We start from the raw sequence: 27,000 nt of genomic DNA, 5'->3' as shown, positions 1-27,000 counted from the left end.
TCAGAAGTAGTAGCGGGACAGCGACTCGGCCACGCACACCGGCTTGTCGCCGCCCTCGCGCTCCACCGTGACGAGGGCGGTCACCTGTACGCCTCCGCCCGCCTCCTCGACGCTCTGCAGCACCGCTGATGCGCGCAGTCGCGAGCCCACCGGCACGGGGGAGGGGAAGCGGACCTTGTTGGCGCCGTAGTTGATGCCCATCTTCATGCCCTCGACGCGCATGATCTGCGGGACGAAGGTCGGCAGCAGCGACAGCGTGAGATAGCCGTGCGCGATCGTCGTGCCGAAGGGGCCGCTCGCGGCCCGCTCCGGGTCGACATGGATCCACTGGTGGTCACCGGTGGCCTCGGCGAAGAGATCGATCCGCTTCTGCTCGATCTCCAGCCATTCGCTGTGCCCCAGCTGCTCGCCGACCCCGGCGCGCAGCTCCTCGGCGGAGGTGAAGATCCTCGGCTCTGCCATGTCCCTGGTCCCTGCCTCTCAGGCGTTCAAAGAGCTTATGTCTAAGCGCTTGCTCAGCATGGTTGGGTGGGCGCGCTCCTGTCAACGGTCGGCCAGTAGGGTTCGAGGAGTGCCACAGATTCCCGAGAAGATCCACGAGCTCACCGTCGGCCAGCTGTCCGCGCGCAGCGGCGCGGCCGTGTCCGCCCTGCACTTCTACGAGTCCAAGGGCCTGATCAGCAGCCGCAGGACCACCGGCAATCAGCGTCGCTACGGCAGGGACGCGCTGCGCCGGGTCGCTTTCGTGCGCGCGGCACAGCGCGTCGGTATTCCGCTCGCCACGATCAGGGAAGCGCTCGCCGAACTGCCCGAGGAACGCACGCCCGACCGGGAGGACTGGGCGAGGCTGTCCCAGGCCTGGCGTGCCGAGCTCGACGAGCGCATCAAGCAGCTCGGCCGGCTCCGCGACCACCTCACCGACTGCATCGGCTGCGGCTGTCTCTCCCTGGAGACCTGCGTCCTGTCCAACCCGGACGACGTCTTCGGTGAGCGGATGACCGGTTCGCGGCTGCTGCCGGAGCACCGGCGGTCCGCGAAGGACGGTGCGAAGGACGGCGCCTGACGTGCAGAGGGCCGGGCGCCTGAGGTGAAGAGGGGCGCCCGGGGTGAAGAGGGGTGGCGCCCGACGCGAAAGGTGGGCCCGCACCCCCGTGCCGGGCCCACCTCGCGCGCGTTCCCCCGCGTACTTCTTGCGCGTACCTCGTGTACGTCCCTCTCCGGCAGCTTTCGTCCTGCTACTCGTACTCTGTGCCGCCCTTGCGGGTCAGATACGCGGGGCTGACCGCCTTGGCTATCGCCCGGCCGCCCACCACCGGGCTGTAGCGCTCGGTGGCCGGACGGATCACCACGCCCTCCCGCAGATGCAGCTCACGCCCGGACACGGTCTCCCGCCCGCTCGCCAGCTCCAGCACCTTCTCGATGTCGTACGGACCCTCGTACAGCCGTGGTACGAGGGGGAGTTCACCGCTGAGCAGCTCGGCCGCGTCCAGCCAGCGGACCTGCCCGTCGATCTCCGCCGACACGTCGAAGACGGCGTATCCCAGATCCTCCTCGGCGCGTGCGTTCGCACCGTAGGCGAGGTCCTGCACCCCGGCGCCGTACACCTCGCCGAAGAGGCCGATCCGGCGCGCGCCCAGCTTTTCGGCGAGGCGCGCAGCGACCGCCGGAACGTCATGGCCGAGGATCGCCCGCCAGTACAGGTTCCGGGGGTCCTCCTTGAGCGCAAGACCCTTGGAGCCGAAGCCCTTGGACGACACCTGGACCTTCCCGGTGTCCGATGCGTCGCCCGCCACGGTGTACGTCATCAGGCAGGCCGAGCCGTGCAGCTTCTCCGTCAGCACCACGGGCTCACCCGGCTCGAAGATCTCCGGGTAGCGCTGGATGTTCTCGATGTCCACCCAGGACAGCAGATCGGGCGCTCGTTCCACCTCGCCGTCCATGGTGGGCGGGATGGGCGGCGACCACTTGGTGATCGAGAGCAGCTCCGCGAAGTCCGTGCCGTCGGCGGCGGCACGCACCAGATCGACGTCCGCCAGCGCGCCGGGCCGGCAGACGATGCCCTGCGACAGCTCGCCGCGCAGCCGCACCGCCTTGACCCGGTTGGAGGCACCGCCCGCGAGTCGCCCGGTCAGCCCCAGCTCCTCGACCAACTCGGCCGGGAGCACGGCCTGCTCCGGGATATAGACGGCGGCGTCACCGCTGCGGTACGCGCCCTTGGCGACCACGGCGCGGTAGAGGCCCACCTGGGCCAGCTCGAGTGCGTCGGCGTTCGGGTGCGTGTGGATGGTCAGCAGTTCGGCGGTGACGCGCAGGGTCGACATGTCAGGGCTCCTCGGGTGTGGTCCGCATCGCCCCACTGTGCGGGTTGCACATCCCGGTGGGCGAGCGGATATCGCTCTGGTAGCGTCCCTCTCTTCGGCCGGCGCAGGTCGCCCGGAGTCCTGTCAGGACAGCTCCCATGCCCTCCTCATCTCTTGATGCCGCGGTAGCGCGCGTCCGCTCCGTCTTCGCCGGAACGGTCAGCCCCGACGAGGAGGGCTGCGACCGGTGCCACATCTCCGGGGAGACCGCGCTGTTGCGCACGCCGGACGTGCCCCTGCCGGCCGACATGGTCTCGTACTACATGTTCGAGGCGCCGAACCACTTCGCCGATCACGCGGCAGCGATACGGCGGCTGCTCCCGGACTTTGCCGGTCACCTCGTGGCCGGCCGGATCGAGCCGGCCTTCGATCAGATGTCCGGGCTGGCCCGGGCCTGCTGGCAGCACTGGCCGGACGACCAACGGGCGGCCGTCTCCGGCTTCCTGGACGCCTGGTGGGCAGACGCCCTCGCATCCGCAGCGCCGAGCGCCTCGGTCGAGCGGGTCTTCCAGGCGTGCGTCGCCGCGAGCAGCACCGTCACCCCCTTCCTGGCGCACTGGGCGGCGCAGCCCGAAGGAGGGATCGCCGACGACCACCTGGCCGCGGTCGCCCAGCTCTGGATCAACGACCTCCTCAACGAGCAGTCGGTCATTCGCGAGTGGCACGACCATGACCGGGACGAACCGCTCGCGGAGATGCAGGCCTGGCTGTACGAGCATGCCCCCGACCGGCTCGCCGCCCAGGGGGCCGACGTCGAACTCGTCCTCAACGTATGCCTGCTGGGCCTGCCCTACGATCTGCGCTGGGCGGCTTGACCGGCGCCGCCGACAGCAGCTCGGCGTTGGATCCGGCGGGCCGGCCGCCCGGCAGGAAGGGTGTGTCCTCCGGGCCGATCCGCGTGCCGCTGCCGCCGCCTCGGCACCCGGCCCGGGTGACAACGGCACGGCGATGCCGTAGGCGGCAGGGCGCAGCGAGGCGGGGGTACTCCCGGCCGAAGGCTGGGGGAGGCGGCCGTTCAGGCAGACCTGAATCATGCCTTCGATGGTGCCGGTCGCCACTGACAACGCGGGGGCGCAACGACGCCGTGGCCGCCCCCGCGCGCCCTACGCCACCGACGCCAGTTCCTTGCGCCCTGCCTTCTTGGCCGCCGCCACGGCCTCGGATGTCAGTACCGGCTGCGGCACGACGATGCCGCACCCCGCGCAGACCGGACCGAACCACGGTTCACTGGCCAGGTCCTGCCGCCACACGATGTACGTTCCCCGGCACACCGGGCAGGCCTCCCCGGGCTCGGTCTCCAGCGCGGAGATCAGCCGCCGCAGCACCTCACCGAGCGGTGCCGACGGATGGGCGGCCGGGGTGTCGCAGCGCGCGACCCCGTTCCCGCCCCAGGTCCGTCGGTGCCAGTCGTCGATGGATCCCGGCCGCCGCAGTCCATCGTGCTTCTCACGCTTGCGGCGGTCGGCGAAATTCTCCTCGTACGCGAGCCAGACGGCCCGCGCCTCCTCCAGCTCTTCGAGCGCGGCCACCAGCCGCGCCGGATCGGGGGCCCTGTCCTCGGGCTCGATGCTGTGCCTCCCGCACAGGTGATCCCAGGTTGCCCGGTGCCCATAAGGGGCAAATCGCTCCAGGCACTTCCGCAGTGAATAGCGCCGCAGCGCCAGGTCACTCCGCGGGTCGCGCACCTGTCTCGCAAGACTCCGGAAACCGGCCATCGCACTGCCACCTCCGTCGCTCGTACTTCGGCGTCATGGAATGGACGTACGCCTGCCCGATCCGGCTCCATCGAAAATCCGATGGCGACCATCAGCCGGACAACGGCCGGACATCGCCCATGAGGCACGGCACGCCGGGGAGGGTTCGATCTTGCGCAAAAGCGAGCCGAACGAGAGTGCCCCGGAGGGCCTCGCCGCCGCCTCCGCCCTCCCTGTCGCGGTCATGGAGGGCCTGATCCCCGGGCACTGACCGACTGTTGTGGCGATTCGGGAAAGGTGACGCATGTTCACCTTACTGACGAGTCATACCGCCAGTAACCTCCGGCGCATCGGCCTCCTCTAGGAGCATCCATGCGACGACGCACCGGAAGTCTCAGAACCGCCACCGCCGCCGCGGTGTTCGTCCTTGGCGCAGGTCTGCTGGCTCCGCAGCCACAGGCCGCGGCCGCCGCCGCAGCCGCGCCCCCCACGGCATCACCCACCGCATCCGCCGCCGACACCGACCTCTGCGGAGGCCAGTGCGCCGACATCCTCCCGCCCGGCCAGAACGGCAACGCCACCCTCGTCGACATCCTCGCCCACAAGGTCTTCGGCACCCGCCCCGCCCACAGCTCCGACCAACTCGGCCGCTACGACTCCCTGGTGGGCGGCTACGGCGGACTCACCGACGCCAAGCTCAACGATTTCTTCAACGACGCCTCCTTCGGGGTTCCCCAGGGCCAGGTCGAGTCCGTCACCACACCCCGCCCCGACGTCACCATCACCCGCGACAAGAGGACCGGCGTCCCCCACATCAAGGGCACCACCCGCTACGGCACCGAGTTCGGCGCCGGATTCGCCGCCGGCCAGGACCGGCTCTGGATGATGGATCTCTTCCGGCACATAGGCCGCGGCGAACTGACCCCGTTCGCGGGTGGCGCACTCGCCAACCAGGGCCTGGAGCAGCAGTTCTGGCCGCAGGCCCCGTACACCGAGGCCGACTACGAGGCGCAGATCGAGCAGATCAGAAAGACCGAGGGCGCCCGCGGCGAACAGGCCATGGCCGACGCCCAGGCGTACGTCGACGGCATCAACGCGTACCGCGAGAAGTCCAAGAACGGACGGTACTTCCCCGGTGAGTACGTCCTCACCGGTCATATCGACTCGATCACCAACGTCGGGGAGATCCAGCCCTTCAAGCTCACCGACCTGATCTCCATCGCCTCGGTCGTCGGCGGCCAGTTCGGCGGGGGCGGAGGCGGCGAGGTGCAGGCCGCGCTCTCCCTCCTCGCCGCCCAGCAGAAGTACGGCCTGGCCGAAGGCACCAAGGTCTGGGAGTCCTTCCGCCAGCGCGAGGACCCCGAGGCCGTGCTCACCGTCCACGACGGCACGAGCTTCCCGTACGCCAGCAAGCCCGAGAACCCGCGTGGCACCGCGCTGCCCGACTCCGGTTCCGTCGTCCCCGAGCAACTGGTGCACGACAGGACCGGCTCGGCGGGCACCGGCGCCAAGTCCCCGCTGCGCGCACCGAAGAGCCTGAAGCCGGCGCAGGGGATGTACGACGACGGGGTGATCGCGCCCGGCTCGCTCGGCGGCAGACGCGGGATGTCCAACGCGCTCCTCGTCTCCGGCAAGCACACCGCGAGTGGCAATCCTGTCGCCGTCTTTGGCCCGCAAACCGGCTATTTCGCGCCACAGCTGATGATGCTCCAGGAGCTCCAGGGCCCCGGCATCTCCGCCCGCGGAGTCTCCTTCGCCGGAGTCGGCATGTACGTCCAGATGGGCCGCGGCCAGGACTACGCCTGGTCCGCCACCTCCGCGGCCCAGGACATCACCGACACCTATGCGATCGAGCTGTGCGCGCCCGGCGGCGGCACGCCCGCCAAGGACGCGGTCCACTACCTCTACCGGGGTGTCTGCACGCCGATGGAGAAGCTGGAACGACGCAACGCCTGGAAGCCGACCGTCGCCGACTCCACCGCCAAGGGCTCGTACCGGATGCAGGTCTGGCGCACCGACTACGGCATCGTCACCCACCGCGCCACCATCGCCGGCAAGCCCGTCGCGTACACCTCGCTGCGCACCACCTACCGGCATGAGGCCGACTCGATCATCGGCTTCCAGATGCTGAACGACCCGTCCTATGTGAAGGATGCCGCGTCCTTCCAGCAGGCCGCCCACAACATCGACTACGCCTTCAACTGGTTCTACGCCGACTCCCGCACCGCCGCCTTCTACAACAGCGGTATGAATCCGGCGCGGGCGAAGGACGTCGACCCGGCGCTGCCGGTCACCGCGGAGCGGCAGTACGAGTGGCAGGGCTACGACCCGGCGGACAACACCGCCTTGTACACCCCCTTCGCCCAGCACCCCCGGTCCATCGGCCAGGACTACTACGTCTCCTGGAACAACCGGCAGGCCAAGGGGTACGCCACCGCGGCCTTCGGCTTCGGCGCCGTGCACCGCGGCGATCTGCTGGACGACCGGGTGGCGAAGCTCGTCGCGGACGGCGGGGTGACCCGTGCCTCGCTCACCCGGGCGATGGCGGAAGCCGCCGTCACCGATCTGCGCGGTGAGCAGCTGTTGCCCGAGCTGCTGAAGGTGCTGCGCTCCCGGCCCGTCACCGATCCGCAGACCAATGCGGCAGTACAGCAGTTGGAGTCCTGGCAGTCGGCGGGATCGCAGCGCAAGGAGACCGCGCCCGGTTCGCACCGCTACACCCATGCCGACGCGGTACGGATCATGGATGCCTGGTGGCCGCTGCTGATCGAGGCCGAGTTCATGCCGGGACTCGGCGACGGCCTCTACAAGGCACTCACCGCGAGTCTGCCGACCGACGAATCCCCGGCCGCCGCGCATGGCGCGACCGGGGCCCATGGCGGCTCCGCCTTCCAGTACGGCTGGTGGGGCTTCGCCGACAAGGATCTCCGCCAGGTCCTGGGGGAGCAGGTCGAGGGCCCGTTGGCGAAGGCGTACTGCGGCAACGGCGACCTCGCCGCCTGCCGTGACGCGCTCCTCGCCACGCTGAAGCAGGCCATGGCCAAGCCGGCGGGCGAGGTCTACCCCGGCGATGCCGGCTGCGGGGCCGGCGACCAGTGGTGCACGGACGCGATCATCCACCGTGCGCTGGGCGGCATCACCCACCCGGCGGCCCACTGGCAGAACCGGCCGACCTATCAGCAGGTCGTCGAGTTCCCGTCGCACCGGTGACGGGCCGCCGGTGACCACAGCCGCGGGCCGCGCGGGCGTCAGCGCCCGATGCGGCCCGCGGCGAGCACCACCCGGGCCAGCTCCGCATGACAGATGTCGCTGTGCGCGCCCGACGGCGGCCCGCCGCGTCGTACCACCGACGCCGTGTCCACGCTGACGCAGCCGGAGGAAGGAATCCCCGCCCTGAGCGCCTCCTCCAGCGTCAGCCGGGCCGTGCGCTCGACGGCCTGTATGCCGTCGTGCCCCATCGCCCACCACCGACGGTCGTCCCCGGCCGCCGTCGACGAGTCCCCGGCCAGACTCGACGCCAACGGATAGATCACCCCGAGCGCGCTGTCGTGCCGCGAATAGCAGGCCACGACGGGCCCGTCGACCCGGTGCTGCATGCTGCGCAGCGCGCCGCCGCGGTGCGGGGCGTGGGGCAGGTTCGAGGAGAACGCATAGTGTGAGAAGGCTCCCTGAAGGAGCGTCACCGACTTCACGTTCCCCGCGCCGTCGGGCAGCCCGCGCAGTGCGAAGGCGACCAGCCGCGCCCCCTGGCTGTGGCCGACCAGATGCACACGCACCTGGGGCGAGGACCGGGCGAGCTGGCCGAGGAGCGGACCGAGTCCCAGTTCACCTACCGTGCCGGCCCGGCGCTTCATCGCGTAGTACGTCGTCTGCCGCAGCAGCTCCTTGGCGCCCTTCCACAGCCTTTTCAGTCCGCCGCCGAACGAGAAGGACCAGGCGGCCGGTTCCTCCTTGGTCACCGCCCCGGTCTCCTCCAGCGCGAGGGTGAACTTCCGGCACATCGTGAGGGTGTCCTCGTACAGCACGGCCGGAGGGCCCTGCTCGTCCAGCGGAAGGTCGTCGGAGAAGCTTGCCTCCAGCCCGCCGGCGGGCACTTCGGCCAACTGCCGGGCCAGTACGCCGAACTCCGCGAAGGCCGCCTCCGACTCGGGCTGTTCGTCGAGCAGTCGGGTCAGCCGCGCCACCGTGCCCCGGTGCCCCGGGAAGAGCTCGGCGAGAGCGTGCTGCGTCTCCCGGTCCAGCCCCGGTGTCTCGTGCGCCGCGGCCGACGGCCGGAAGTCGGGGATCGGCTCGTCCGTGAACTTCATCGACGGCCACACCACACCCGCGTACCCGAGCCGCACACCCGGCGAGGAAGCCAGCAGGCCGGGGAAGGGGGCGAAGAAGGCCGAATACAGCCGGGAGGCAACAGAGACAGAGTTGTTCCAGCCGTGTGCGAACATCACCAGATCGGTGACGTCCAGCCCCGCAAGCCGGGCGCGCTGGGCGGTGTCGACATCGCCGTCCGCGTCGAAGGTGATCTCCTGGTACGGCCCCACACTCATTTCCGGCATGACCGGCCCTCCCCGTTTTTGTCCGCTGATGGCACAGCATCCTGCGTAAAGGGAGGGACGGCCATACCTTCGACCGATGTCGGTCGCAGACGGTCAGAGCCGGTCGGCGGCGGTGACCCGGTGGAGATGGATCAGCACGTCGTACGAGGCGGCGAGCCGCACCGGTTCCTCCTCGGCCGGCCATGCGTTGCCGATGTTCCGGGTCTGGCGGACCACACCCAGCCAGTTCCGCGCGGCGGCCGGCGCCGTGCGCATGTCGAGGTAGTAGTCACGGCGCGACACCCGCTCCAGGGTGTGCTCATTGCTGCCCCTCTCCGGCGGACCGACCTCGAACCGGCGGATGGGCTCGGCCGGATCCGTCACATCGAGTGCGTTGAACGACCCCTGCCCGAAGGTGAATCCGGCGCTGATGTACTCGTCGCCGATCATGTCCCGCAGGAAAGCGCCCTGCAGCTTCGGGTACTGCGCGGTGTTGCTCGACTCGTACCCGACGTGCCCGTTGTGGGCGGACAGGAGCATCCGGTGCCCGGTCTGCCGCTGCCACCACACCGTGTTCTCGGCCATGATCCGGTCCCGGTAGCGCATCGCCTCCCCGATCTCGGCCGGGTCGGTGAGGTCGTACGAGAACTCCGTGCCGGTCTGGGCGATGGCGCGCGCATCCTGGAGCATCCAGGCGTGCTTCTCGCGGTCGGGCCCGGGCCGCTGCCGCTCCAGCAGAGCCAGCGCCCGCTGTACGTCCTTCGCCAGTGCACGGCGTTCGGGCAGCGGCCTGGCCATGTACGCCTTCATGGTCGCGTCCACGCCCCCGGTCGGCCGGGACTCCCGGTAGAGCCGGCCGATCTGCGGCAGCAGCGCCGGATAGTGCTGTCCGACGTACGCCGTCACCGTGTCGAAGAGCCGTGGTCCCGCGTAGCCGAGGTCGTTACCCATGAACTGGACGGGGTGGTGCGGATGACGGAGATTGTGCTGCCGCATCCAGCGGATCAGATCCAGATACTCGCGGGTGTGCCAGATGAGATACGAGTTCTGGAACTCCTCCCGCATGATCCGCCGCGGATCGCCCTTGCCGTGCAGCACATAGTCGTTGAGGCGCAGGCCCGTGCTCCAGTTGGCCTCCAGGGCATAGGTGGTGAACCCCTTGCGCTCCACCAGGTCCCCAAAGACGCGGTGCTTGGTGGTGAAGAACTCACGGGAGTTGTGGGTGGCCTCGCCGATGCCCACGATCTTCGCCGTGCCGATCATCCGCTCCAGCGGCCGCAGATCGGACAGTGGCCGTGCGGCCCGCGCCAGGGCTCGTCCGGGATCGTCGGAAGGGGGCCCGGAAGACGGCTGTGCCCGTGCGGTCCCCGCCACGACGAGCGAGCCGAGAGCGAGCGCGAGCAGCAGCAGTTGCCGTAACCGATGTCGTGTGTGCGAGTACATGGATCAAGGGTGTCGCCGGGCAGGGGGCCCGGCCAACCAGCCGGCACCCCTCTCCGTGGTGGTGCTGGCCCCCGTCAGTAGCGGAGATACCTCTTCCGTACGGCTCTGAACCTGGCCAGGTCGCCCTGCCACGCCGCCACGACGTCGTCCGTCCCGGCCCCCGCGTCGATCAGCGTGCGTACCTTCGTGGAGCCGGTCAGCTTGTCGATCCAGTTGTCCGGGCGCCAGGCGAATCCGCTCCAGGTGCGCTTCGCCGTCACCAGCAGAGCGGTGCCCGTGCGCACGGGATCGTACGACTCCCGGTCGTGGACGTGCAGTTGGACCCCGCCGACGGTCTTGCCCTGGAACTTGGAGAACGTCGGGGCGAAGTACGCCTCACGGAAGCGGACGCCCGGCAGCTCCAGGGCGTTGGCGGCCTCGGCCCAGCGGCGGTCGATGCCCTCCGCGCCCAACAGCTCGAACGGACGCGTCGTCCCGCGTCCCTCCGAGAGGTTGGTCCCCTCGAAGAGGCAGGTGCCGGAGTAGACCAGCGCGGTGTCCGGCGTCGGCATGTTGGGGCTCGGCGGCACCCACGGCAGGCCCGTCCCGTCGAAGAAGTCCGAGCGCTTCCACCCCGACATCCGTACCGTCTCCAGCTCCACGGGCTGCGTCAGGAACTCGCCGTTGAACAGGCGCGCCAGCTCCGTGACGGTCATACCGTGCGCCTGCGCGATCGGCTCGCGGCCCACGAAGGTCGCGAAGGCCTTGTCCAGCACGGGTCCGAGGGCGGCCCGTCCCGTCACCGGGTTCGGCCGGTCGAGCACGACGAACCGCTTCCTCGCGAGCGCGGCCGCCTGCATGCAGTCGAAGAGCGTCCAGATGTACGTGTAGAAGCGGGCGCCGGCGTCCTGGATGTCGAAGACGATCGTCTCCACGCCCGAAGCGGTGAAGATGTCGGCGAGCGGCTGCCCGCTCTTGAGGTAGGTGTCGTAGACCGGCAGCCCGGTCGCGGGGTCGTCGTAGCGCCCCTCGGAACCGCCCGCCTGCGCCGTGCCGCGGAAGCCGTGCTCGGGGCCGAAGACGGCGGTCAGGTTCACCCGGTCGTCGGCGTGCATCACATCGACGATGTGCCTCACGTCCCGGGTGATCCCGGTCGGGTTGGTGACCACTCCGACCCGCTGCCCGGACAGCGGCGCGTATCCGTCGGCGGCCAGCCGGTCGAATCCGGTGCGGACCCGGCCCCGGTCCGAGTGGGCGGCCGCGGGAGCGGGAGTCGCGGCCAGCGCCCCCGCCGCACCGCCGGCGGCCAGCAAACCCCGTCTGGACAGGCTCATCGAGCTACCTCCGTGATCGACGACTGTCATGGCCATGCACGCTAGCGCGCACACCGGGCGCGGGGAACGACCCCGGCACCGCGGTTCGCACCCCGCTCCTCTGTGCCCCTTCCGTGCCGTCCTGCCGTTTCCGTGCCGCCCCTTCGGACCCGCCCCCTTCCCTCACTACATACCGACTGGTTAGTCTGCTCGGGATGCCGGCACACGGACGGGATGCCGGCACACGGAGAGGCGGAACTTGATGAGTACGGTGCAGGGCGCTGGAGTTGTGGTGACGGGCGCGGGCGGCGGCATCGGTGCCGCACTTGCCCGCAGGTTCGCGGCGGAGGGTGCCCGCGTCGTGGTCAACGACATCGACCCCGTCAGGACCAAGGCGGTGGCCGACGAGATCGGCGCGACCGCGGTCCCCGGTGACGCCTCCGAGATCGTGGACGCTGCCCGCGACGCACTCGACGGCACCGTCGATGTCTACTGCGCCAACGCCGGCCTCGCCTCGCCCGGAGACGCCTTCGCCGACGAGGAGGTCTGGGCCGCCGCCTGGGACGTCAATGTCATGGCGCACGTCCGCGCGGCCCGCACCCTGCTGCCCGACTGGCTGGAGCGCGGCAGCGGCCGCTTCGTCTCCACCGTCTCCGCCGCGGGACTGCTCACCATGGTGGGCGCAGCCCCGTACAGCACGTCCAAGCACGGTGCGTACGCCTTCGCCGAATGGCTCTCGCTCACCTACCGTCACCGCGGCCTCAAGGTCCACGCCATCTGCCCCCAGGGTGTGCGTACGGACATGCTCACGGCCGCCGGATCGGCGGGCGAACTCGTCCTCGCCCCGACCGCCATCGAGCCCGAGGACGTCGCCGACGCGCTGTTCGAGGGGATCGAGACCGACCGCTTCCTGATCCTGCCGCACCCGGAGGTCGCCGGGTACTACCAGGCGCGCGCCGCCACCCCGGAACGCTGGCTGGCCGGCATGAACCACATCCAGCAGAGGTGGGAGGGGGTGGGCCGGTGACCTCGATCTACGCCGCCAAGCCCTGGCTCGGCCGGCTCACCGACGCCCAGCGCGCCGCCGTCTCCCCGCCGCCGACCGTCGTGCACTCCTTCCGGGCCGCCGTCGACCGCGCCCCCGAGCACACCGCCCTCGCCTACTTCGACGGACGGCTGACCTACCGCGAGACCGATGAGCTCTCCGACTCCGTCGCGGGCCACCTCGCCGCGCGCGGCATCGAACGCGGCGACCGGGTCGCGATCATGCTCCAGAACACCCCGCACTTCGTCCTCGCGCTGCTCGGCGCCTGGAAGGCGGGCGCCACCGTCGTCCCGCTCAACCCGATGTACAAGTCGGCCGAGGTCGCACACGTACTGAGTGACGCCGACGCCGGCGCGCTGATCTGTTCCGACCGCGCCTGGGAGTCGTATCTGCGGGAGGTCGCCGCCGCCTCACCCGTTCGTATCGCCCTCACCGCCTGCGAACTCGACTTCCAGACGCGCAGTGACGCCCGCGTCCTGGGCTTCGAGCGGCTGCCGCAGCCGCACGACGCCGAGGACCTGGTGACCGTTGCCCGCCGCGGGCTTCCCGGCCCCGCCGAACGCGGTCTCACCGCCGCCGATGTGGCGCTGATCAGCTACACCTCCGGCACCAGCGGCACCCCCAAGGGCGCGCTGAACCTCCACGGCGGGATCACCTACAACGCCGAGCGCCAGCGCACCGGCCACCCCGTCGAGGAGGGTGCCTGCTACTTCGCGCTCGCGCCCCTCTTCCACATCACCGGCATGGTCTGCGAGCTCGCCGCCTGCATCGCCAACGCCGGCACGCTCGCGCTGGCCTACCGCTTCGAGGCGGGTGTCGTCCTCGACGCCTTCGCCGAGCACCGGCCCGCGTTCACCGTCGGCCCCTCCACCGCCTTCATGGCACTGGCCGCGCACCCCGCCGCAACCCGCGACCACTTCGACTCCTTCCGGGTGATCTCTTCGGGCGGTGCGCCGGTGCCGCCCGCGCTGGTCGAGAAGTTCCGCGCGGGTTTCGGCCCGTACATCCGCAACGGCTACGGCCTCACCGAGTGCACTGCCCCCTGCGCCTCCGTACCGCCGGAGGCGGAGGCCCCCGTCGACCCGGCCTCCGGCACCCTCTCCGTCGGTCTTCCGGGACCGGACACGGTCGTGCGGATCGTCGACGACAAGGGTGAGGACGTGCCCTTCGGCGAGCAGGGCGAGATCGCGGTCCGCGGCCCCCAGGTCGTGCCCGGCTACTGGCGGCTGCCCGAGGCCAGCGCGGAGGCGTTCCCGGACGGCGAGCTGCGCACCGGCGACATCGGCTTCATGGACGCGGACGGCTGGCTCTATGTCGTCGACCGCAAGAAGGACATGATCAACGCCTCCGGCTTCAAGGTCTGGCCGCGCGAGGTCGAGGACGTCCTGTACACCCACCCGGCGGTGCGCGAGGCGGCCGTCATCGGCATACCCGACGCGTACCGGGGTGAGTCGGTCAAGGCATACGTCAGTCTCCGCCCGGGGGTGGATGCGGAGCCCGCCGAAATCTCGGCATACTGCGCGGAACGGCTGGCCGCGTACAAATACCCCCGGGAAGTGGAGATCCTGCCCGAGCTGCCGAAGACCACAAGTGGGAAGATCCTCAGGCGGGAACTGCGTTACCCGGCGTAGAACCAGAGAACTGAACGAAAGGCAGGAGTCGGCAATGGCCAGGACGACGGACGGGGACAGCACCCCCGTCCCCCAGAGGCTGCTGGCCGCCGCCACCCGGCTCTTCGCCGAGCGCGGCTACGACCGCACATCGGTCCAGGAGATCGTCGAGGCGGCGGGCGTCACCAAGGGGGCGCTCTACCACTACTTCGGCTCCAAGGAGGACCTGCTCCAGGAGGTGTACGCGCGCGTGCTGCGCCTCCAGCAGGAGCGCCTCGACGCCTACGCGCAGGCCGACGAAGCGGTGGAGGTACGGCTGCGGGGCGCCGCGGCCGATGTGGTCGTGACGACGATCGACAACCTGGACGACGCGGCGATCTTCTTCCGGTCCATGCACCATCTGAGCCCGGAGAAGCACAAGCAGGTACGGGCCGAGCGCCGCCGCTACCACGAGCGGTTCAGGGCGCTGATCGAGGAGGGCCAGCAGAGCGGGGTGTTCTCCTCGGCCACCCCCGCCGACCTGGTGGTGGACTACCACTTCGGGTCCGTCCACCATCTGTCGACCTGGTACCGGCCGGACGGCCCGCTCACCCCGCAGCAGGTCGCGGACCACCTCGCGGACCTGCTGCTGCGCGCGCTGCGGCCGTAGCGGCCGGCCGCCCGGGCCGGGGCGCTGTCCCGGACCGGGCGCCTCAATCTCCGGCGGGGCTGGATTCCCCCCTACGGGCGCGAAATCCGGCCCGTCGGGGGATTGAGGTCCCAGGACCCGGGGGCCCGAGCCCCCGGACCGCTAGAGGTACTTCTTCAGCTCACGCCGCGCGAGCGAGCGCTGGTGCACTTCGTCCGGGCCGTCCGCGAGCTTCAACGTCCGCGCCGCGGCCCACAGTTCGGCCAGCGGGAAGTCCTGGCTGACACCGCCCGCGCCGTGTACCTGGACCGCCTTGTCGAGGATGTCCACGACCGCGCGCGGGGTGGCGATCTTGATGGCCTGGATCTCGGTGTGTGCGCCGCGGTTGCCGACCGTGTCCATCAGCCAGGCGGTCTTGAGCACCAGCAACCGCAGCTGCTCGACCGTGACGCGGGCGTCCGCGATCCAGTTCTGTACGACACCCTGCTGAGCGATCGCCTTGCCGAAGGCCTCACGGGACACGGCCCGCCGGCACATCAGCTCGATGGCCCGCTCGGCCATGCCGATCAGCCGCATGCAGTGGTGGATACGGCCCGGGCCCAGGCGCGCCTGGGCGATGGCGAAGCCGCCGCCCTCCTCGCCGATCAGGCAGGAGGCGGGAACGCGGGCATTGTCGAAGACGATCTCCGCATGGCCGCCGTGGGAGTGGTCCTCGTAGCCGTACACCTGCATGGCGCGCCGGACCTCGAGTCCCGGGGTGTCGCGCGGCACCAGAATCATCGACTGCTGGCGGCGGGTGTCCGCGCCGTCCGGATCCGTCTTGCCCATCACGATGAAGATCTTGCAGTCGGGGTTCATCGCCCCGGAGATGTACCACTTGCGGCCGTTGATGACGTAGTCGTCGCCGTCGCGGTCGATCCGCGTCCGGATGTTCGTCGCGTCGGACGAGGCGACCTCGGGTTCGGTCATGGCGAAGGCGGAGCGGATCTCGCCGGCGAGCAGCGGCTCCAGCCACTGCTTCTTCTGCTGGTCGGTGGCGAACTGCGCGAGCACCTCCATGTTTCCGGTGTCGGGCGCGGCGCAGTTCAGCGCGGTCGGGGCCAAGTGAGGGCTCCGGCCGGTGATTTCGGCGAGCGGGGCGTACTGGAGGTTGGTCAGCCCCGCGCCGTGCTCGGTGTCGGGAAGGAAGAGGTTCCACAGGCCCTGCCTGCGCGCCTCGGCCTTGAGCTCCTCCACGATCACCGGGGTGTCCCACGGCGAGGCCAGCTGCAGTCGCTGCTCGTGCGCGATCTCCTCGGCCGGGTAGACGTACTCGTCCATGAAGGCAAGCAGCTTGCCCCGGAGCTCTTCGGTACGCGCGTCGAATGCGAAGTCCATGGGTGTACTCAGCCTTCCTGGAGGGTGGTGAGACCGTGCTCGATGAAGACGGGAACGAGATCGCCGATCCGGTCGAAGCCGGCGCCTACGGTCTGGCCGAGGGTGTAGCGGTAGTGGATGCCCTCGAGGATCACGGCGAGCTTGAACCAGGCGAAGGCCGTGTACCAGGCAATGGCGGAGGTGTCGCGGCCGGAGCGGGCGGCGTACCGCTCGATCAGCTCGGCCGCGTCCGGGTGGCCCGCCGCGCCCGCCGTCGTACTGATCGGGGAGCCGGGCAGCTCCAGCTTCTGGCTGTACATCACCAGCAGTCCGAGGTCCGTGAGCGGGTCGCCCAGCGTCGACATCTCCCAGTCCAGCACCGCCTTGATCCGGTCGTCCTCGCCGATCAGGACGTTGTCGAGCCGGTAGTCGCCGTGGATGACGGCCGGCGCGGGGGAGGCGGGGAGCGAGCGGCCGAGCGCGGCGTGCAGCTCGTCGATGCCGGCCAGTTCGCGGTTGCGGGAGGCGTCCAGCTGCTTGCCCCAGCGCCGCAGCTGCCGGTCGAGGAAGCCCTCGGGCCGGCCGAAGTCGCCCAGGCCGACCGACTCGGGGTCCACGGCGTGCAGTTCGACGAGAGTGTCGACCAGGGCGAGCACCGCGTCCCGGGTGCGCTCGGGGCCGAGCGGGGCGAGTTCCTCGGCCGTACGGAACGGAGTGCCGTCCACGAACTCCATGACGTAGAACGGCGAGCCGATCACCGACTCGTCCTCGCACAGCAGCACCGGCCGGGGGACCGGCACGGCGGTCGGGTGCAGTGCGCTGATCACCCGGTGCTCGCGCTTCATGTCGTGCGCGGTCGCCAGCACATGGCCGAGCGGGGGCCGGCGGACGACCCAGCGGTCGGTGCCGTCGGTGACGGAGTACGTGAGGTTGGAGCGGCCGCCTTGGATCAGCCGGGCACTGAGCGGTCCGCTCACCAGGCCCGGCCGCTCGCGGTCGAGATATCCGCGCAGCTGCTCGGGATCGAGGCCTGGGGGGTGGACTGAGCTCATTGTTCGCTCCTCCGGTGGGCGGTAGAACGGGTCCCGTTCATGATGACCGACCAGTCGGTATGTAGTCCAGTGCGCCCGCGGAACCCGTGCGCAGATCACATGCGCCAGCTACATGTCCATGCCCGTTGTTCACATACGCGAACAGAGGTGCGCCGGGTCGGAACCGGGAGGCGGGCGTTCGCGAACGCCTCAGGCGTGGCAGGCCACGGGTACACCGCCGTTCATCGCCGCCATGTCGGCGAACAGGGCGGCCGCGTCGAGCGGCGAGCCGTCCGGCTCCCCGTTCAGCTCCGCGTACGCCCGGTGCAGATTCGCCACCATCCGTTCGCTCTCCCGCAGTTCGGCGAAGACGCCCAGATCCGCCTCGCGCGCGGTCTCCAGCGGTGTGCGCCCCTTGGCGTGACCATCCAGGGCCAGCTCGGCGACGTACCGCAGATAGCGCTCGGTCGCGTCGTACGCCGACGGGTCGGTGAGCGGGCCGTGGCCGGGGACCACCGTCGTCGCATCGAGGGAGCGCAGCATCTCCAGCGCCCGCAGGGACCCGCTCAGCGAGCCCATCGGTACGAACGGCGTGCCGCCCTGGAAGATCAGGTCCCCGGTGAAGACCACTCCCTGTCCCGGCAGATGCACGATCGTGTCGCCGGGGGTGTGCGCGACGCCCGGGTGGATGAGCCGTACCTCGATCTCTCCCACATGCACGGTGAGACGGTCGTTGTACGTCACCGTCGGCGCGGTGATCCTGATGTCGCCGAAGTCGGTCCGCGGCCACAGCAGATGGAGCTGATGGCCCGCCGACAGCGCCTCGCTGCGACAGGAGTCGTGCCCGATCACCACGGCTTCGGGAACGAAGACGCCATTGCCGTAGGTGTGGTCGCCGTGGTGGTGCGTATTGACGAGGGTGCGGGGGAGCGGGACGCCGGTCGCCAGGACCGCCTCACGCAGTGCCCGCGCCCGCCGCTCGGTGGCGGTGGTGTCGACGAGGAGGGTCGATTCCCCGTCGCTGACGAAGCCTGCGTTGTTCAGGCACCAGCCGCCGTCCGGCTGGACGTAGGCATGTACCTGAGGCGCGATCTGGACGGTGTACGGATCTGTGGCAGGCATCGGAGCTCCCCCGGGTCAAGGCCGGACAGGTCGGTAGGAGCCTGCCAGCCGGCCGGGGCGCGGGGGAAGGCGGGGTGCTGCTCAGTGGTCGTCCCAGTGCCCGTCGTGCTCGGCGTGCCGGTGTCCGTCGTGGGCGTAGTCGACGTGGTCGCCGTGCACGATGGCGGGGTGTCCGCAGCCGTTGCCGTGCTCGTGCGCGTGCCCGCTGTGTGCGACATGCTCGCCGGGCTCGCACTCGTCCCAGTGGCCGGAGTGCTCCCGGTGGACGTGGCCGTCGTGCGCGTAGTCGATGTGGTCACCGTGCGGGATCCCGGTGTGGCCGCAGGCCGGGCCGTGGCGGTGCTCGTGCGTGGGGTGCTCGTGATGGAGAACGGACATGAGGCTCACCTTTGGTACGTTTCGTGGCGTTCTGTCACCATTCAGGCTAGCCGTCGAGGAGCTGTCCGTCCGGTGTGCCGGCCCCGTGCCGCTCCCAGTGAAAGCCGGATGATCGCTCCGGTCCGCGCAGGCGGCTCCGGCTTGCGCAAGCGCTGAGCAGACCGGAGGAGGTCTGGAGTGCTGAGCAGACCGGAGGGGGTCCTGGAGCACGGGGAGCGTCCCGACCCCGAGCCGGGCCCAGGCGGCCGGGCCCGGTCCAGGTGGACCGGACCTTCCTCCTGGAGCAGGCGGCTCAGGCACATGTACTGAGCGCGCAGGGCCGCACCCGCGGCAAGATCGTCGCCACCGTGGACGGGGGCACCTGACGGGCGCCCGGCCTCAGACCACCACGGCGACGGCGAATGCGGCCAGAGCGATCGTGCAGGCCACGGCGGTCAGCGCGGCACGCGCCGACATCGCCTGCGGCGTGGGGCCGCTGCCCAGCGTCTGGACGCGGCGGTGGGCGGCGCGCAGAAAACCCAGCCAGACCAGCGTGCTGCAGGCCACCGCGACGAATCCCGCCGCGCTCAGATCTCCGCCCGCCGCCTGACGTGCCGCCAGCACGGCCACCACGGTGAACGACAGCGTGGTCCGGCGCCAGGCCAGCCGGGTCCGCTCGGGCTGAAGCCCCGGATCCCGCTCCCGGGCGCCGGCGGCCGCGGTCAACTGCCGTCCCAGCCGAACAGCACGACCACCACCATCGCGACCGCGACGAGGGCGATGACCAGGCTCAGCAGGACGGGAAAGCGGGAGACCGGCAGATCCTCACCGCGGCGCATCGCCCGCTCGCAGCGCACCCAGTGGTTGACCGCCCGCAGCGCGCACAGCACACCCGCCGCGAGCAGCCCGAGTGCCATCCCCGCGCGCACTCCCCAGGCCAGGTCCGGCAGGAACTGATCGACCGCGAAGCCACCGCCGATGAGCGCGAGAGCCGTACGGAGCCAGGCGAGGAACGTCCGCTCGTTGGCGAGCGAGAAGCGGTAGTCGGGTGTCTCGCCGTCCTCCCGGATCCGCTGGGGCGCGAACCACAGCCGCAGGCTCTGTACGAAGTCGCTCACGCGACGCACCTTACCTGCGGCGTTGTCAGTGGCACGGTCTACCGTCCGGGCATGAGCAAGCGCGTGCACATTCCCGAGTACGAGCAGGAATCCGAGCTGATGGCGGGGGAGGAACTGGTGGGCGGACCGGCCTTCTGGTTCCTCCATCTGTGCTGGTGGCAGGAGGATCTGCGGGCGCTGGTGGAGCGGTTCGGCGCGGATCCCGCCGATGTCGACGCGCTGTCCGACCGGCTCACCGACGACGACGCACCCTGGCCCGTCTTCCGGGTGCCCTTCGGGGGCGGGCACACCGCGGTCGTGGCACTCCGTAACTTCCCGGACGACAGCGGCATCGACTACTTCGTTCACCACCCCGAGTGGGGCAGGCTCGGCCACCTGGGACAGATGGACGGTCACGACACGGGGCCCGGGCTGTCCTGGAAGGAGCTGACCGCCATCGCGGCGGACGTACCGGACGGCGCGGAAGGTCTGACCGATCCTGCCGAGCGCTTTCTGACGCTGCTGCCGATGCTCGGCGACATCGACACGCCGCACGACGCCGCGGCGGTCGTCGCGCGGGCGCTGACACAGTGCGGCATACCGCCGGAGCACGCACCGCACATCGCGGGGAAGATCCTCGACAACTCCTTCTGGGAGCTGCCGAGTTGGGTTGTGCGGGACGGCAGTCCCGTCCCGGTCTGCGGCGCGTCCGCCAGTCCGCGGGCGATCCCTCTCGCCCAGGGCATCACGGCCGGGCAGGCCCGGGATCTCGCCGAAGCCCTGTCAGGAGAGCGCAAGGCCTGACTCCCGCTCGTCCTGTCAGGAGAGCGGCAGCCCCGACTCCCGCAGCCGCTGCCACGCCGCCAGACCGTCCGGCACCCACTCCCACTCCGTGAGCCGCCGCTCCAGCTCTGCCGGGCGGAGGAAGTCGTGCCAGGCGACCTCCTCCACCTGAGGCTTCACCGGCAGCTCGCACCGCACCTCGTACACGGCCGACCACCAGGTCTGACTGCCGTTGTCGTACAGGAACTTGAACAGCGGCACGGGCCGGGGGAGGCCGCGGACCCCGAGCTCCTCCTCGGCCTCGCGCAGCGCCGCCCCGTCGTAGCTCTCGCCCATGCCGACGACGCCGCCCACGAACATGTCGTACAGGGACGGGAAGACCAGCTTCGCCGGGGTACGGCGGTGCACGAAGATCCGGCCCTCCGCGTCCCTGGCCAGCACGAACACGCAGCGGTGGCGCAGACCCCGCGCGTAGGCCTCACCGCGCGGGGACTGGCCGATCACCTCGTCGTTCTCGTCGACGACGTCCAGGATTTCGTCAGCACTCATAGCGCCATCCAATCACCGGCTCGTGACTCACCGGCCGTCACGTGGGGGATCGGGCGCCGCCCGTGAGGACGCCGGTCCTGCCGGGCAGGCCGGCCCCGCCGGTGAACGGCTCGGTTCCGGCCTGCCGGAGGATGCCGCGCAACTGTTGACTAGTTACTGCCCCGTACAGAAGATCGGAGCCATCGCACCCCGCCCTCCCCGGACAAGGATGGACCCCATGGCGTACGACGCTGATGTGATCGTGATCGGGGCAGGGCTCGCGGGCCTCGTGGCCACCGCGGAGCTCGTCGACGCCGGCCGCAAGGTCATCCTGCTCGACCAGGAGCCGGAGCAGTCGATCGGCGGGCAGGCGCACTGGTCCTTCGGCGGGCTGTTCTTCGTCGACTCGCCCGAGCAGCGCCGGATGCGGATCAAGGACAGCCGCGCGCTGGCGCTCCAGGACTGGTACGGCACGGCGGGATTCGACCGCGAAGAGGACCGGTGGCCGCGCGAGTGGGCCGAGGCGTACGTCGACTTCGCCTCCGGTGAGAAGCGGGCCTGGCTGCATGCGCAGGGAATGCGGTTCTTCCCGGTCGTCGGATGGGCGGAGCGCGGCGGCTACGACGCCACCGGGCACGGCAACTCCGTGCCGCGCTTCCACATCACCTGGGGGACGGGACCAGGCGTCGTCGAGCCCTTCGAACGGCGGGTCAGGGAAGGCGTCGCACGTGGCCTCGTCGAGCTGAGGTTCCGGCACCGGGTCACGGGGCTGAGCAGCAGCGCGGGATCGCTGGACACGGTGAGCGGCGAGGTTCTCCAGCCGTCCGGGGCCGAGCGCGGCACCGCGAGCAGCCGTGAGGTGTCCGGGGCCTTCGAGTTCCGGGCGCAGGCGGTGATCGTCACTTCCGGCGGCATCGGCGCCAACCACGATCTCGTACGTGCCCAGTGGCCCGAGCGGCTCGGCGCCCCGCCCGAGAAGATGCTCTCCGGCGTCCCCGCCCATGTCGACGGGCTGATGCTCGGCATCGCGGAGCGCGCGGGCGCCAGCCACATCAACCGCGACCGGATGTGGCACTACACCGAGGGCATCGAGAACTGGAACCCGATCTGGGCCAGGCACGGCATCCGCATCCTGCCGGGGCCTTCCTCGCTCTGGCTGGACGCACGCGGCAAGCGGCTGCCCGTACCGCTCTTCCCCGGCTTCGACACCCTCGGCACGCTCGAGCACATCATGAGGTCCGGTCACGACTACACGTGGTTCGTGCTCGACCGGAAGATCATCGGCAAGGAGTTCGCACTGTCGGGCTCCGAGCAGAACCCGGACCTGACGGGGAGGTCGATCCGCGATGTGATCGGGCGGGCCCGGGCCGATGTGCCGGGCCCGGTGAAGGCATTCATGGACAACGGCGCCGACTTCGTCGTCGAGAAGGATCTCGCCGCCCTCGTACGCGGAATGAACGCGCTCACCAAGGAGCCGCTGATCGACGAGGTGGAACTGCGGCGGGAGATCACCGCGCGGGACCGGGAGATCACGAACCCCTTCACCAAGGACCTCCAGGTCACCGCCATCCGCGGGGCCCGCAAGTATCTGGGCGACAAGCTGATCCGTACGGCCGCGCCACACCGCATCCTCGACCCCAAGGCCGGCCCGCTCATCGCCGTACGGCTGAACATCGTCACCCGCAAGTCCCTCGGCGGACTGGAGACCGACCTCTCCTCGCGCGTGCTGACCGATGACGGCGAGCCGCTGGCCGGTCTGTACGCGGCGGGGGAGGCGGCCGGCTTCGGTGGCGGCGGGGTGCACGGCTACCGCTCACTGGAGGGGACGTTCCTCGGGGGGTGCATCTTCTCGGGGCGGGCGGCGGGGCGGGCGGCGGCGAAGGCGGTCGGGTAGACCGCAAACCTCGGCACCGGGGTCCTGATCAGGGCCCCGACCGGACCACCCCCGATGCTGTCCGGGCCAGGGGGTGTTCCGGTCTTTCGTTGTTGAACTCAGCCGCCCACGAGCGGCACCGGATGAACCGGGGGTCGTGGCGCTCAGCTCAGGGCTTTGCCCACCTCGTAGATGGTTGGCCGTTGCTCGGGTGCAGGGTTGAGCATCGCCTCGATCAGCTTTCCGAGCTCACCGGGCACGGTGACGGGCCGACGTTGACCGTCAGCGACTGCCTGTCGCTGCACAGGGCGCGGTGCGTCGTCCGGATACTCGACCGGCCGCCACCCTGTGGCGGAGATCAGCAGGGACGCGCCGAGGGCGTAGATGTCAGCGGCCTGCGTCGGCTCCGCCTCTCCAGTGGAGAGCACGCTGCGGGAGATCTCCGGTGCCTCGTAGTGGACGAGGCATCCGCGGAACGGGAAGTCGTACCTCTCAGGCACGTGCCCACCACGGGCCAGGGCGAGGTCGATGAGGTGCGTCCGCTCGTGGCAGACGATGAAGTGAGCCGGTTGCACGTCCCCGTGGGCCCAGCCTTGGGCGTGGAGTTCGGCCAGGGCCTCGACGCAGCCCAGGGCCACGCTGGTGTGCGGTTGGACCGACGAGCCCTCCGCGCGGCATGGCTTCCACAACCGGTACAGGTCGGGACCCTCGTGCCATGGCTGGATGTTCCATGTCCCGCGCTCCCACTCGCCGTAGGCGATCTCGTCGGAGCCGAGGCGGTGCAGAACGACACCCTCGCGCGCGGGTGCGAGGGCAGTCCAGGGCTGTGCAGGCCATTCGGGAGTTGCTTCGATCGGATGGCCGAGCTTCACGGCGTACCGTCCGCGGTGGCTCTCCACGTCCCAGACCGTGGAGCCCCGGCGGTTGAGTACGAGGCGCTGAGCCGTGGGCACCAGCGCGTCGAACAAAACGAACGGCAGTTCAGGGGTTGGGCCGGACAAGGTCACTTCTCCTTCCAATGGGGCGCGGCCGACCCCGAGCAGAGGCCGGCCACGTCGCTGCTGCCGAGGACTACGCCTGACCGTACGGTCGGCCGCAGTCCGAGTCGCACTGCGCGAGGTTTTCGCCGTCCACAGTCCACAGGTCATCGAAGACCATGAACCCGGCAGCCTTCATGGCGTGCGCCGAGGCAGCGAGCACTTCCGGATCGCGCCCGCCACCACCCGGCTTTGGGTTGTGGTGCAGGAAGCGGCCCGCATGGGTCTCGCAGAGCTCGGCGTACTCCTCGGTGTGCAGGATGAGCGCGTGCAGGCCCAGGTCGACGTCGTCGGACGGGACCATCGGGACGGTGGCGGTGGCCGCGGTGACCAGGAAGGCAATGGCCTGGTCCGCGATCCGCTCGGCACGCTCGGGCGGCTGTCCGTTGTGGGTAACCACGAAGTGGGCGAGGCTATAGAACAGTTCCTCGCCGGCCACCGCGCGGCCGGTCTTCTGGTCGTTCGCCGTTGTCGTCATGCGTACGTCTCCTTGGTGTGAGGCGGTGCTTGGCAGTTACCTCCAGCTCCCGGTCGTCGCCGAGCTCGGCTCGTAGACGACCGGGAGCGGGCGTGGATGGCCCGCCCTGAACGGGGACGGGGGAGCCGTAGTTGGCACCCGTCCAGGGCGGACCGGTCTACTGGCTGGTGCCGAGGGCCATTCCGAGCACCAGGCCGCACGAGCCGCTGATGCAGATGATGAACAGGACCCCGGCGCACCGGCCGATGACGCGCATCACAGACCGACCCTGCTGTTGTTGTTCTTCACGGCCAGGCGGGCGCTCAGCTCTTCCCGCGCGCTGAGTGCCGCGACCTTGTCGGGCATGGCGTCCCACTCAATGCCGCCGCGTATCGGCCGCATCTGCACACGGCCACCCGTCTCGCCCATGAGGACGCCAATGCGTCCACTGGCCGTGTCCTTGGCCAGTTCACCGATGCCCGGTCTGGTCTGCTGGTTGCTCGCCATGCACAGCAGGATCGCGACCCGTGAAGCGCCGCCAAAAGGCCCGGCTGATTACCCAACTTGGGTAAGGTCACGACAGGTAGAGAATCAGCGACGTTGCGTGGCCCTCGTCTGTGGGAGCTTGCCGATGCCCGAAGCGTCCCGGCCGCAGGAACTCCCTGCCAGGCTGCTCACTGACCCCGAGATGCTCAACGCGTGTCGGGTTCGGGACTTCACCAGGGTCTTCCGGCTGGTCAAGACCAGAGCGGGCATTTACCCGTCGATGATCGCAAGACGGTGCGAGCTAACACCAAGTCGCGTCGGCGAAGTAATCGCCGGCCGACGTCAGTTGCTGCACATGGATGTCATCGAGCGCATTGCGGATGGCTTGCGTATCCCAGGGCACATGCTCGGGCTTGCCCGGCGTTTGTGGGAGACGCCCCAAGCCTTCGTTGTCAACGAGCGCGAGGCTCCTCAAGTGCTTGAGCCGGAGCAGTCGGCGCTCGCCGCTCTGCCAGGCCCAGATGTGGACAGCATCCTTGCGATGGCCTCGCGAACCAGCCTGAGTCCGGCCACGCTTGACGCGCTTCGGTCTTCGATCGAGGACTACTGGCGACGCGACGACCAGCACGGCGGCGAGGCTCTGAGGCCGGCGGTCGTTGGCCAGCTCCGCTACGTCGTCGGGCTCCTGAAGGAGAGTAGGCCGACGCTCATCCAGCACGGCCTGTACGGAATCGCAGCCGAGCTGGCACGCCTCACAGGCTGGACCTACTTCGACGCCCGCCAGTACAACCAGGCCCGCGCATACTTCACCGAAGCGCTGCAACTGGCCAAGGTGATCGACGAACGCCAATTCATGGCCAATGTTCTTGCCTGTATGAGCTTGCAGGCGACGTACCAGGACAAGCCCGCGGACTCCCTGGCACTTGTGACCGCCGCCCAGGACCAAGCCCGCTCCGCCCTCGGCGCCACCCCGCGCGTCCTGTCGATGCTGTCCATGCGCGAAGCCTTTGCCCATGCCACCCTCGGCAACCGGACTGCCACGCATGGGGCAATCACCGAAGCCCACCGCCAGTTCGAGCAGATCCGAGCAGGTGACCCAGAACCTTCATGGGTGTCCTATTTCGACGAGCCGAAGCTCATCGTGGATACCGGCATTGCTCATGGCCGACTGGGCGAGACAGCGACGGCTGAACCCTTGATCGCGGATGCCTTGCGCAGGGAGAACCACATCAACCAGCGCGGTCGCGCGTTCCACGCGTTCTGGCTCGCCCGGACGCAGCTGGACCAAGGCAAGTTGGACCAGGCGTGCCACACAGCCACGCAAGCTCTGGAGCCCGCGTCGGCGGTGGCCTCCGAGCGCGTGACCGGTCATCTGAGGGAGTTCTACGACCAGCTGGCCCCACACCGGCAGGAGCCCGTTGTCCTGGCCTTCGAGGCACGCCTACGGGAAGTCCTGCCGAAGCGAGTCAGCGGATGACCTCATCCATGAGCAGGTACAGGAGGCCAACGAGGGAACCGCTGCTCACGATCTCGCGACGGTCGATCATTCCGCGCACGTCGGCGAGGGGGATCCATTCGATGCGGTCGGACTCGTTCTTCTCTGTCGGCGGCCCAACATAGCTTGCGTCATCCACGCGGAAGACGTGGTGCTGCGAGTCGGTGATTCCGTTGGCGGGCTCCGCATAGATCAGTTGCTTGATGGGACCAGGTCGCCAACCTGTCTCTTCCAGGACTTCGCGGGCCGCCGCCTGCTCCGGTGACTCGCCGTCCTCGACCAGCCCCATGGGCAGTTCCCAGGCCCATGTGTCTGTGATGAAGCGATGCCGCCACATCATCAGGACCTCACGGCGGTCATTGACCACGGCGGCCACGGCCAGGTGCCGGAGCCGAACGACGTGATACTCCCACCTGCGTCCGTCCGGCTGCTGGACGTCGACCAGACACAGATTCACCCAAGGGTTGGTGTAGATCTGTCGCTCACCGTGGGTCTTCCACTGCATGTCTGCGGCCCCTCTCGATCGGCCTTCAGGATCTCAGACCGATCCGTAGGCGGATGCAGGTTCGGTAATTCACGTCACTCTGACGAGATGTGCGGAGGGGGGGTAACCATGGTGTCAGGCGAACGGCGTGCGTAGAACCCTTGGCAAGTCAGCTGGAACCCAGGTCGGCGCCTCCATCTCGCGACCGCCGACAACTGGGCCAAAAGTACGCCAACGGCAGCTGCACCCACTACGAATAGGCCCTGGTCCGGGCCTTCACCCGAGGAGGT

The 27,000-nt window shown here is 69.8% G+C and carries 26 protein-coding genes and 1 pseudogene; 10 read left to right on the top strand and 17 right to left on the bottom strand.

The annotated features are described in order from the left end of the window. A complete protein-coding gene (locus tag OG883_RS19425) occupies positions 1-462 on the bottom strand; it encodes a MaoC family dehydratase (RefSeq protein WP_266542609.1) in 462 nt (153 codons plus the stop codon). A 109-nt stretch (positions 463-571) separates the two neighbouring features. Here OG883_RS19425 and soxR point away from each other — a divergent pair, with 109 nt between their 5' ends. Further along, the gene (soxR, locus tag OG883_RS19420; protein WP_266542607.1) at positions 572-1,063 is read left to right on the top strand and encodes a redox-sensitive transcriptional activator SoxR; all 492 of its coding nucleotides are present in this window, start codon (positions 572-574) and stop codon (positions 1,061-1,063) included. Between the two features lie 172 nt (positions 1,064-1,235). Here the strand turns inward: soxR and OG883_RS19415 are convergent, their stop codons facing one another. Then, on the bottom strand, positions 1,236-2,321 hold the full coding sequence (locus tag OG883_RS19415; protein WP_266542605.1) for an RNA ligase (ATP): 1,086 nt from the start codon (positions 2,319-2,321) through the stop codon (positions 1,236-1,238). Positions 2,322-2,458: 137 nt separating this feature from the next. Here OG883_RS19415 and OG883_RS19410 point away from each other — a divergent pair, with 137 nt between their 5' ends. Beyond that, positions 2,459-3,175 (top strand): hypothetical protein, encoded by a 717-nt coding sequence (locus OG883_RS19410; protein ID WP_266542603.1) that lies wholly within the window; start codon positions 2,459-2,461, stop codon positions 3,173-3,175. Between the two features lie 288 nt (positions 3,176-3,463). Here the strand turns inward: OG883_RS19410 and OG883_RS19405 are convergent, their stop codons facing one another. Then, positions 3,464-4,075, bottom strand: a complete 612-nt coding sequence (locus tag OG883_RS19405; protein WP_266542601.1) for a hypothetical protein — start codon at positions 4,073-4,075, stop codon at positions 3,464-3,466. Positions 4,076-4,426: 351 nt separating this feature from the next. Here OG883_RS19405 and OG883_RS19400 point away from each other — a divergent pair, with 351 nt between their 5' ends. After that, positions 4,427-7,264, top strand: a complete 2,838-nt coding sequence (locus OG883_RS19400) for a penicillin acylase family protein (RefSeq protein ID WP_266542599.1) — start codon at positions 4,427-4,429, stop codon at positions 7,262-7,264. A gap of 38 nt (positions 7,265-7,302) precedes the next feature. Here OG883_RS19400 and OG883_RS19395 read toward each other — a convergent pair whose 3' ends face one another. The 3 genes from OG883_RS19395 to OG883_RS19385 form a co-directional block, all read right to left on the bottom strand. Next, on the bottom strand, positions 7,303-8,598 hold the full coding sequence (locus tag OG883_RS19395; protein ID WP_266549205.1) for a serine-threonine protein kinase: 1,296 nt from the start codon (positions 8,596-8,598) through the stop codon (positions 7,303-7,305). 102 nt (positions 8,599-8,700) lie between these two features. Then, positions 8,701-10,029: an erythromycin esterase family protein gene (locus OG883_RS19390; protein ID WP_266542597.1), complete on the bottom strand. Its 1,329-nt coding sequence runs from the start codon at positions 10,027-10,029 to the stop codon at positions 8,701-8,703. A 74-nt stretch (positions 10,030-10,103) separates the two neighbouring features. Next, complete coding sequence (locus OG883_RS19385) at positions 10,104-11,342, bottom strand: DUF1343 domain-containing protein (RefSeq protein ID WP_266542596.1); 1,239 nt, start codon at positions 11,340-11,342, stop codon at positions 10,104-10,106. Between the two features lie 241 nt (positions 11,343-11,583). Here OG883_RS19385 and OG883_RS19380 point away from each other — a divergent pair, with 241 nt between their 5' ends. The 3 genes from OG883_RS19380 to OG883_RS19370 are packed head-to-tail and all read left to right on the top strand — an operon-like array spanning position 11,584 to position 14,625. Beyond that, a complete protein-coding gene (locus tag OG883_RS19380) occupies positions 11,584-12,348 on the top strand; it encodes an SDR family oxidoreductase (RefSeq protein WP_266542594.1) in 765 nt (254 codons plus the stop codon). Beyond that, positions 12,345-13,997 (top strand): AMP-binding protein, encoded by a 1,653-nt coding sequence (locus tag OG883_RS19375; protein ID WP_266542592.1) that lies wholly within the window; start codon positions 12,345-12,347, stop codon positions 13,995-13,997. Before OG883_RS19380 ends, OG883_RS19375 begins: the two co-directional genes overlap by 4 nt. A 34-nt stretch (positions 13,998-14,031) precedes the next feature. Then, the gene (locus tag OG883_RS19370; protein ID WP_266542589.1) at positions 14,032-14,625 is read left to right on the top strand and encodes a TetR/AcrR family transcriptional regulator; all 594 of its coding nucleotides are present in this window, start codon (positions 14,032-14,034) and stop codon (positions 14,623-14,625) included. A gap of 141 nt (positions 14,626-14,766) precedes the next feature. On the opposite strand, the gene OG883_RS19365 is transcribed toward OG883_RS19370, so the two are convergent. The 4 genes from OG883_RS19365 to OG883_RS19350 form a co-directional block, all read right to left on the bottom strand. Further along, complete coding sequence (locus OG883_RS19365; RefSeq protein WP_266542587.1) at positions 14,767-15,981, bottom strand: acyl-CoA dehydrogenase family protein; 1,215 nt, start codon at positions 15,979-15,981, stop codon at positions 14,767-14,769. An 8-nt stretch (positions 15,982-15,989) separates the two neighbouring features. Continuing rightward, positions 15,990-17,012 carry a phosphotransferase family protein gene (locus OG883_RS19360; protein WP_266542585.1) on the bottom strand — a complete coding sequence of 341 codons (1,023 nt, stop codon included), beginning with the start codon at positions 17,010-17,012 and terminating at the stop codon, positions 15,990-15,992. Between the two features lie 189 nt (positions 17,013-17,201). Then, the gene (locus OG883_RS19355) at positions 17,202-18,113 is read right to left on the bottom strand and encodes an MBL fold metallo-hydrolase (RefSeq protein WP_266542583.1); all 912 of its coding nucleotides are present in this window, start codon (positions 18,111-18,113) and stop codon (positions 17,202-17,204) included. Positions 18,114-18,194: 81 nt separating this feature from the next. Continuing rightward, positions 18,195-18,491, bottom strand: a complete 297-nt coding sequence (locus tag OG883_RS19350) for a hypothetical protein (RefSeq protein ID WP_266542581.1) — start codon at positions 18,489-18,491, stop codon at positions 18,195-18,197. A gap of 254 nt (positions 18,492-18,745) precedes the next feature. Between OG883_RS19350 and OG883_RS19345 the strand changes: the two are divergent. Next, a pseudogene (locus tag OG883_RS19345) lies at positions 18,746-18,856 on the top strand (zinc-binding dehydrogenase); the annotation flags it as partial. A gap of 13 nt (positions 18,857-18,869) precedes the next feature. On the opposite strand, the gene OG883_RS19340 reads toward OG883_RS19345, so the two are convergent. Together OG883_RS19340 and OG883_RS19335 are read right to left on the bottom strand one after the other, a co-directional pair. Further along, positions 18,870-19,196, bottom strand: a complete 327-nt coding sequence (locus OG883_RS19340) for a DUF202 domain-containing protein (RefSeq protein WP_266542578.1) — start codon at positions 19,194-19,196, stop codon at positions 18,870-18,872. Further along, positions 19,193-19,588 carry a YidH family protein gene (locus OG883_RS19335; RefSeq protein ID WP_266542576.1) on the bottom strand — a complete coding sequence of 132 codons (396 nt, stop codon included), beginning with the start codon at positions 19,586-19,588 and terminating at the stop codon, positions 19,193-19,195. The genes OG883_RS19340 and OG883_RS19335 overlap by 4 nt, the downstream gene beginning before the upstream one ends. A 51-nt stretch (positions 19,589-19,639) precedes the next feature. Here OG883_RS19335 and OG883_RS19330 point away from each other — a divergent pair, with 51 nt between their 5' ends. After that, entirely contained in the window at positions 19,640-20,371 is a 732-nt protein-coding gene (locus OG883_RS19330; RefSeq protein WP_266542574.1) for a hypothetical protein, read from the top strand. Between the two features lie 15 nt (positions 20,372-20,386). On the opposite strand, the gene OG883_RS19325 is transcribed toward OG883_RS19330, so the two are convergent. Further along, positions 20,387-20,899: an NUDIX hydrolase gene (locus tag OG883_RS19325; RefSeq protein WP_266542573.1), complete on the bottom strand. Its 513-nt coding sequence runs from the start codon at positions 20,897-20,899 to the stop codon at positions 20,387-20,389. A 217-nt stretch (positions 20,900-21,116) separates the two neighbouring features. Between OG883_RS19325 and OG883_RS19320 the strand changes: the two genes are divergently transcribed. Further along, positions 21,117-22,772 carry an FAD-binding dehydrogenase gene (locus tag OG883_RS19320; RefSeq protein ID WP_266542571.1) on the top strand — a complete coding sequence of 552 codons (1,656 nt, stop codon included), beginning with the start codon at positions 21,117-21,119 and terminating at the stop codon, positions 22,770-22,772. A gap of 143 nt (positions 22,773-22,915) precedes the next feature. Here OG883_RS19320 and OG883_RS19315 read toward each other — a convergent pair whose 3' ends face one another. The 3 genes from OG883_RS19315 to OG883_RS19305 form a co-directional block, all read right to left on the bottom strand. After that, complete coding sequence (locus OG883_RS19315; protein WP_266542569.1) at positions 22,916-23,752, bottom strand: protein kinase; 837 nt, start codon at positions 23,750-23,752, stop codon at positions 22,916-22,918. 70 nt (positions 23,753-23,822) lie between these two features. Further along, positions 23,823-24,266 carry a hypothetical protein gene (locus tag OG883_RS19310; protein ID WP_266542567.1) on the bottom strand — a complete coding sequence of 148 codons (444 nt, stop codon included), beginning with the start codon at positions 24,264-24,266 and terminating at the stop codon, positions 23,823-23,825. Between the two features lie 255 nt (positions 24,267-24,521). Further along, on the bottom strand, positions 24,522-24,752 hold the full coding sequence (locus OG883_RS19305; RefSeq protein WP_266542565.1) for a hypothetical protein: 231 nt from the start codon (positions 24,750-24,752) through the stop codon (positions 24,522-24,524). A gap of 124 nt (positions 24,753-24,876) precedes the next feature. On the opposite strand from OG883_RS19305, the gene OG883_RS19300 reads away from it, so the two are divergent. Continuing rightward, positions 24,877-26,208 (top strand): helix-turn-helix domain-containing protein, encoded by a 1,332-nt coding sequence (locus OG883_RS19300; RefSeq protein WP_266542563.1) that lies wholly within the window; start codon positions 24,877-24,879, stop codon positions 26,206-26,208. Here the strand turns inward: OG883_RS19300 and OG883_RS19295 are convergent. Next, positions 26,198-26,731, bottom strand: coding sequence for an NUDIX hydrolase (locus tag OG883_RS19295; protein ID WP_266542561.1), 534 nt, complete (start codon positions 26,729-26,731; stop codon positions 26,198-26,200). The two genes, OG883_RS19300 and OG883_RS19295, sit on opposite strands and share 11 nt — an antisense overlap. Positions 26,732-27,000: the final 269 nt, after the last annotated feature.

It is taken from the genome of Streptomyces sp. NBC_01142, from assembly GCF_026341125.1.
GTDB lineage: Bacteria > Actinomycetota > Actinomycetes > Streptomycetales > Streptomycetaceae > Streptomyces.
Note: the sequence above shows the minus strand (reverse complement) of the source record. Positions and strands in the feature narration are given on the sequence as shown.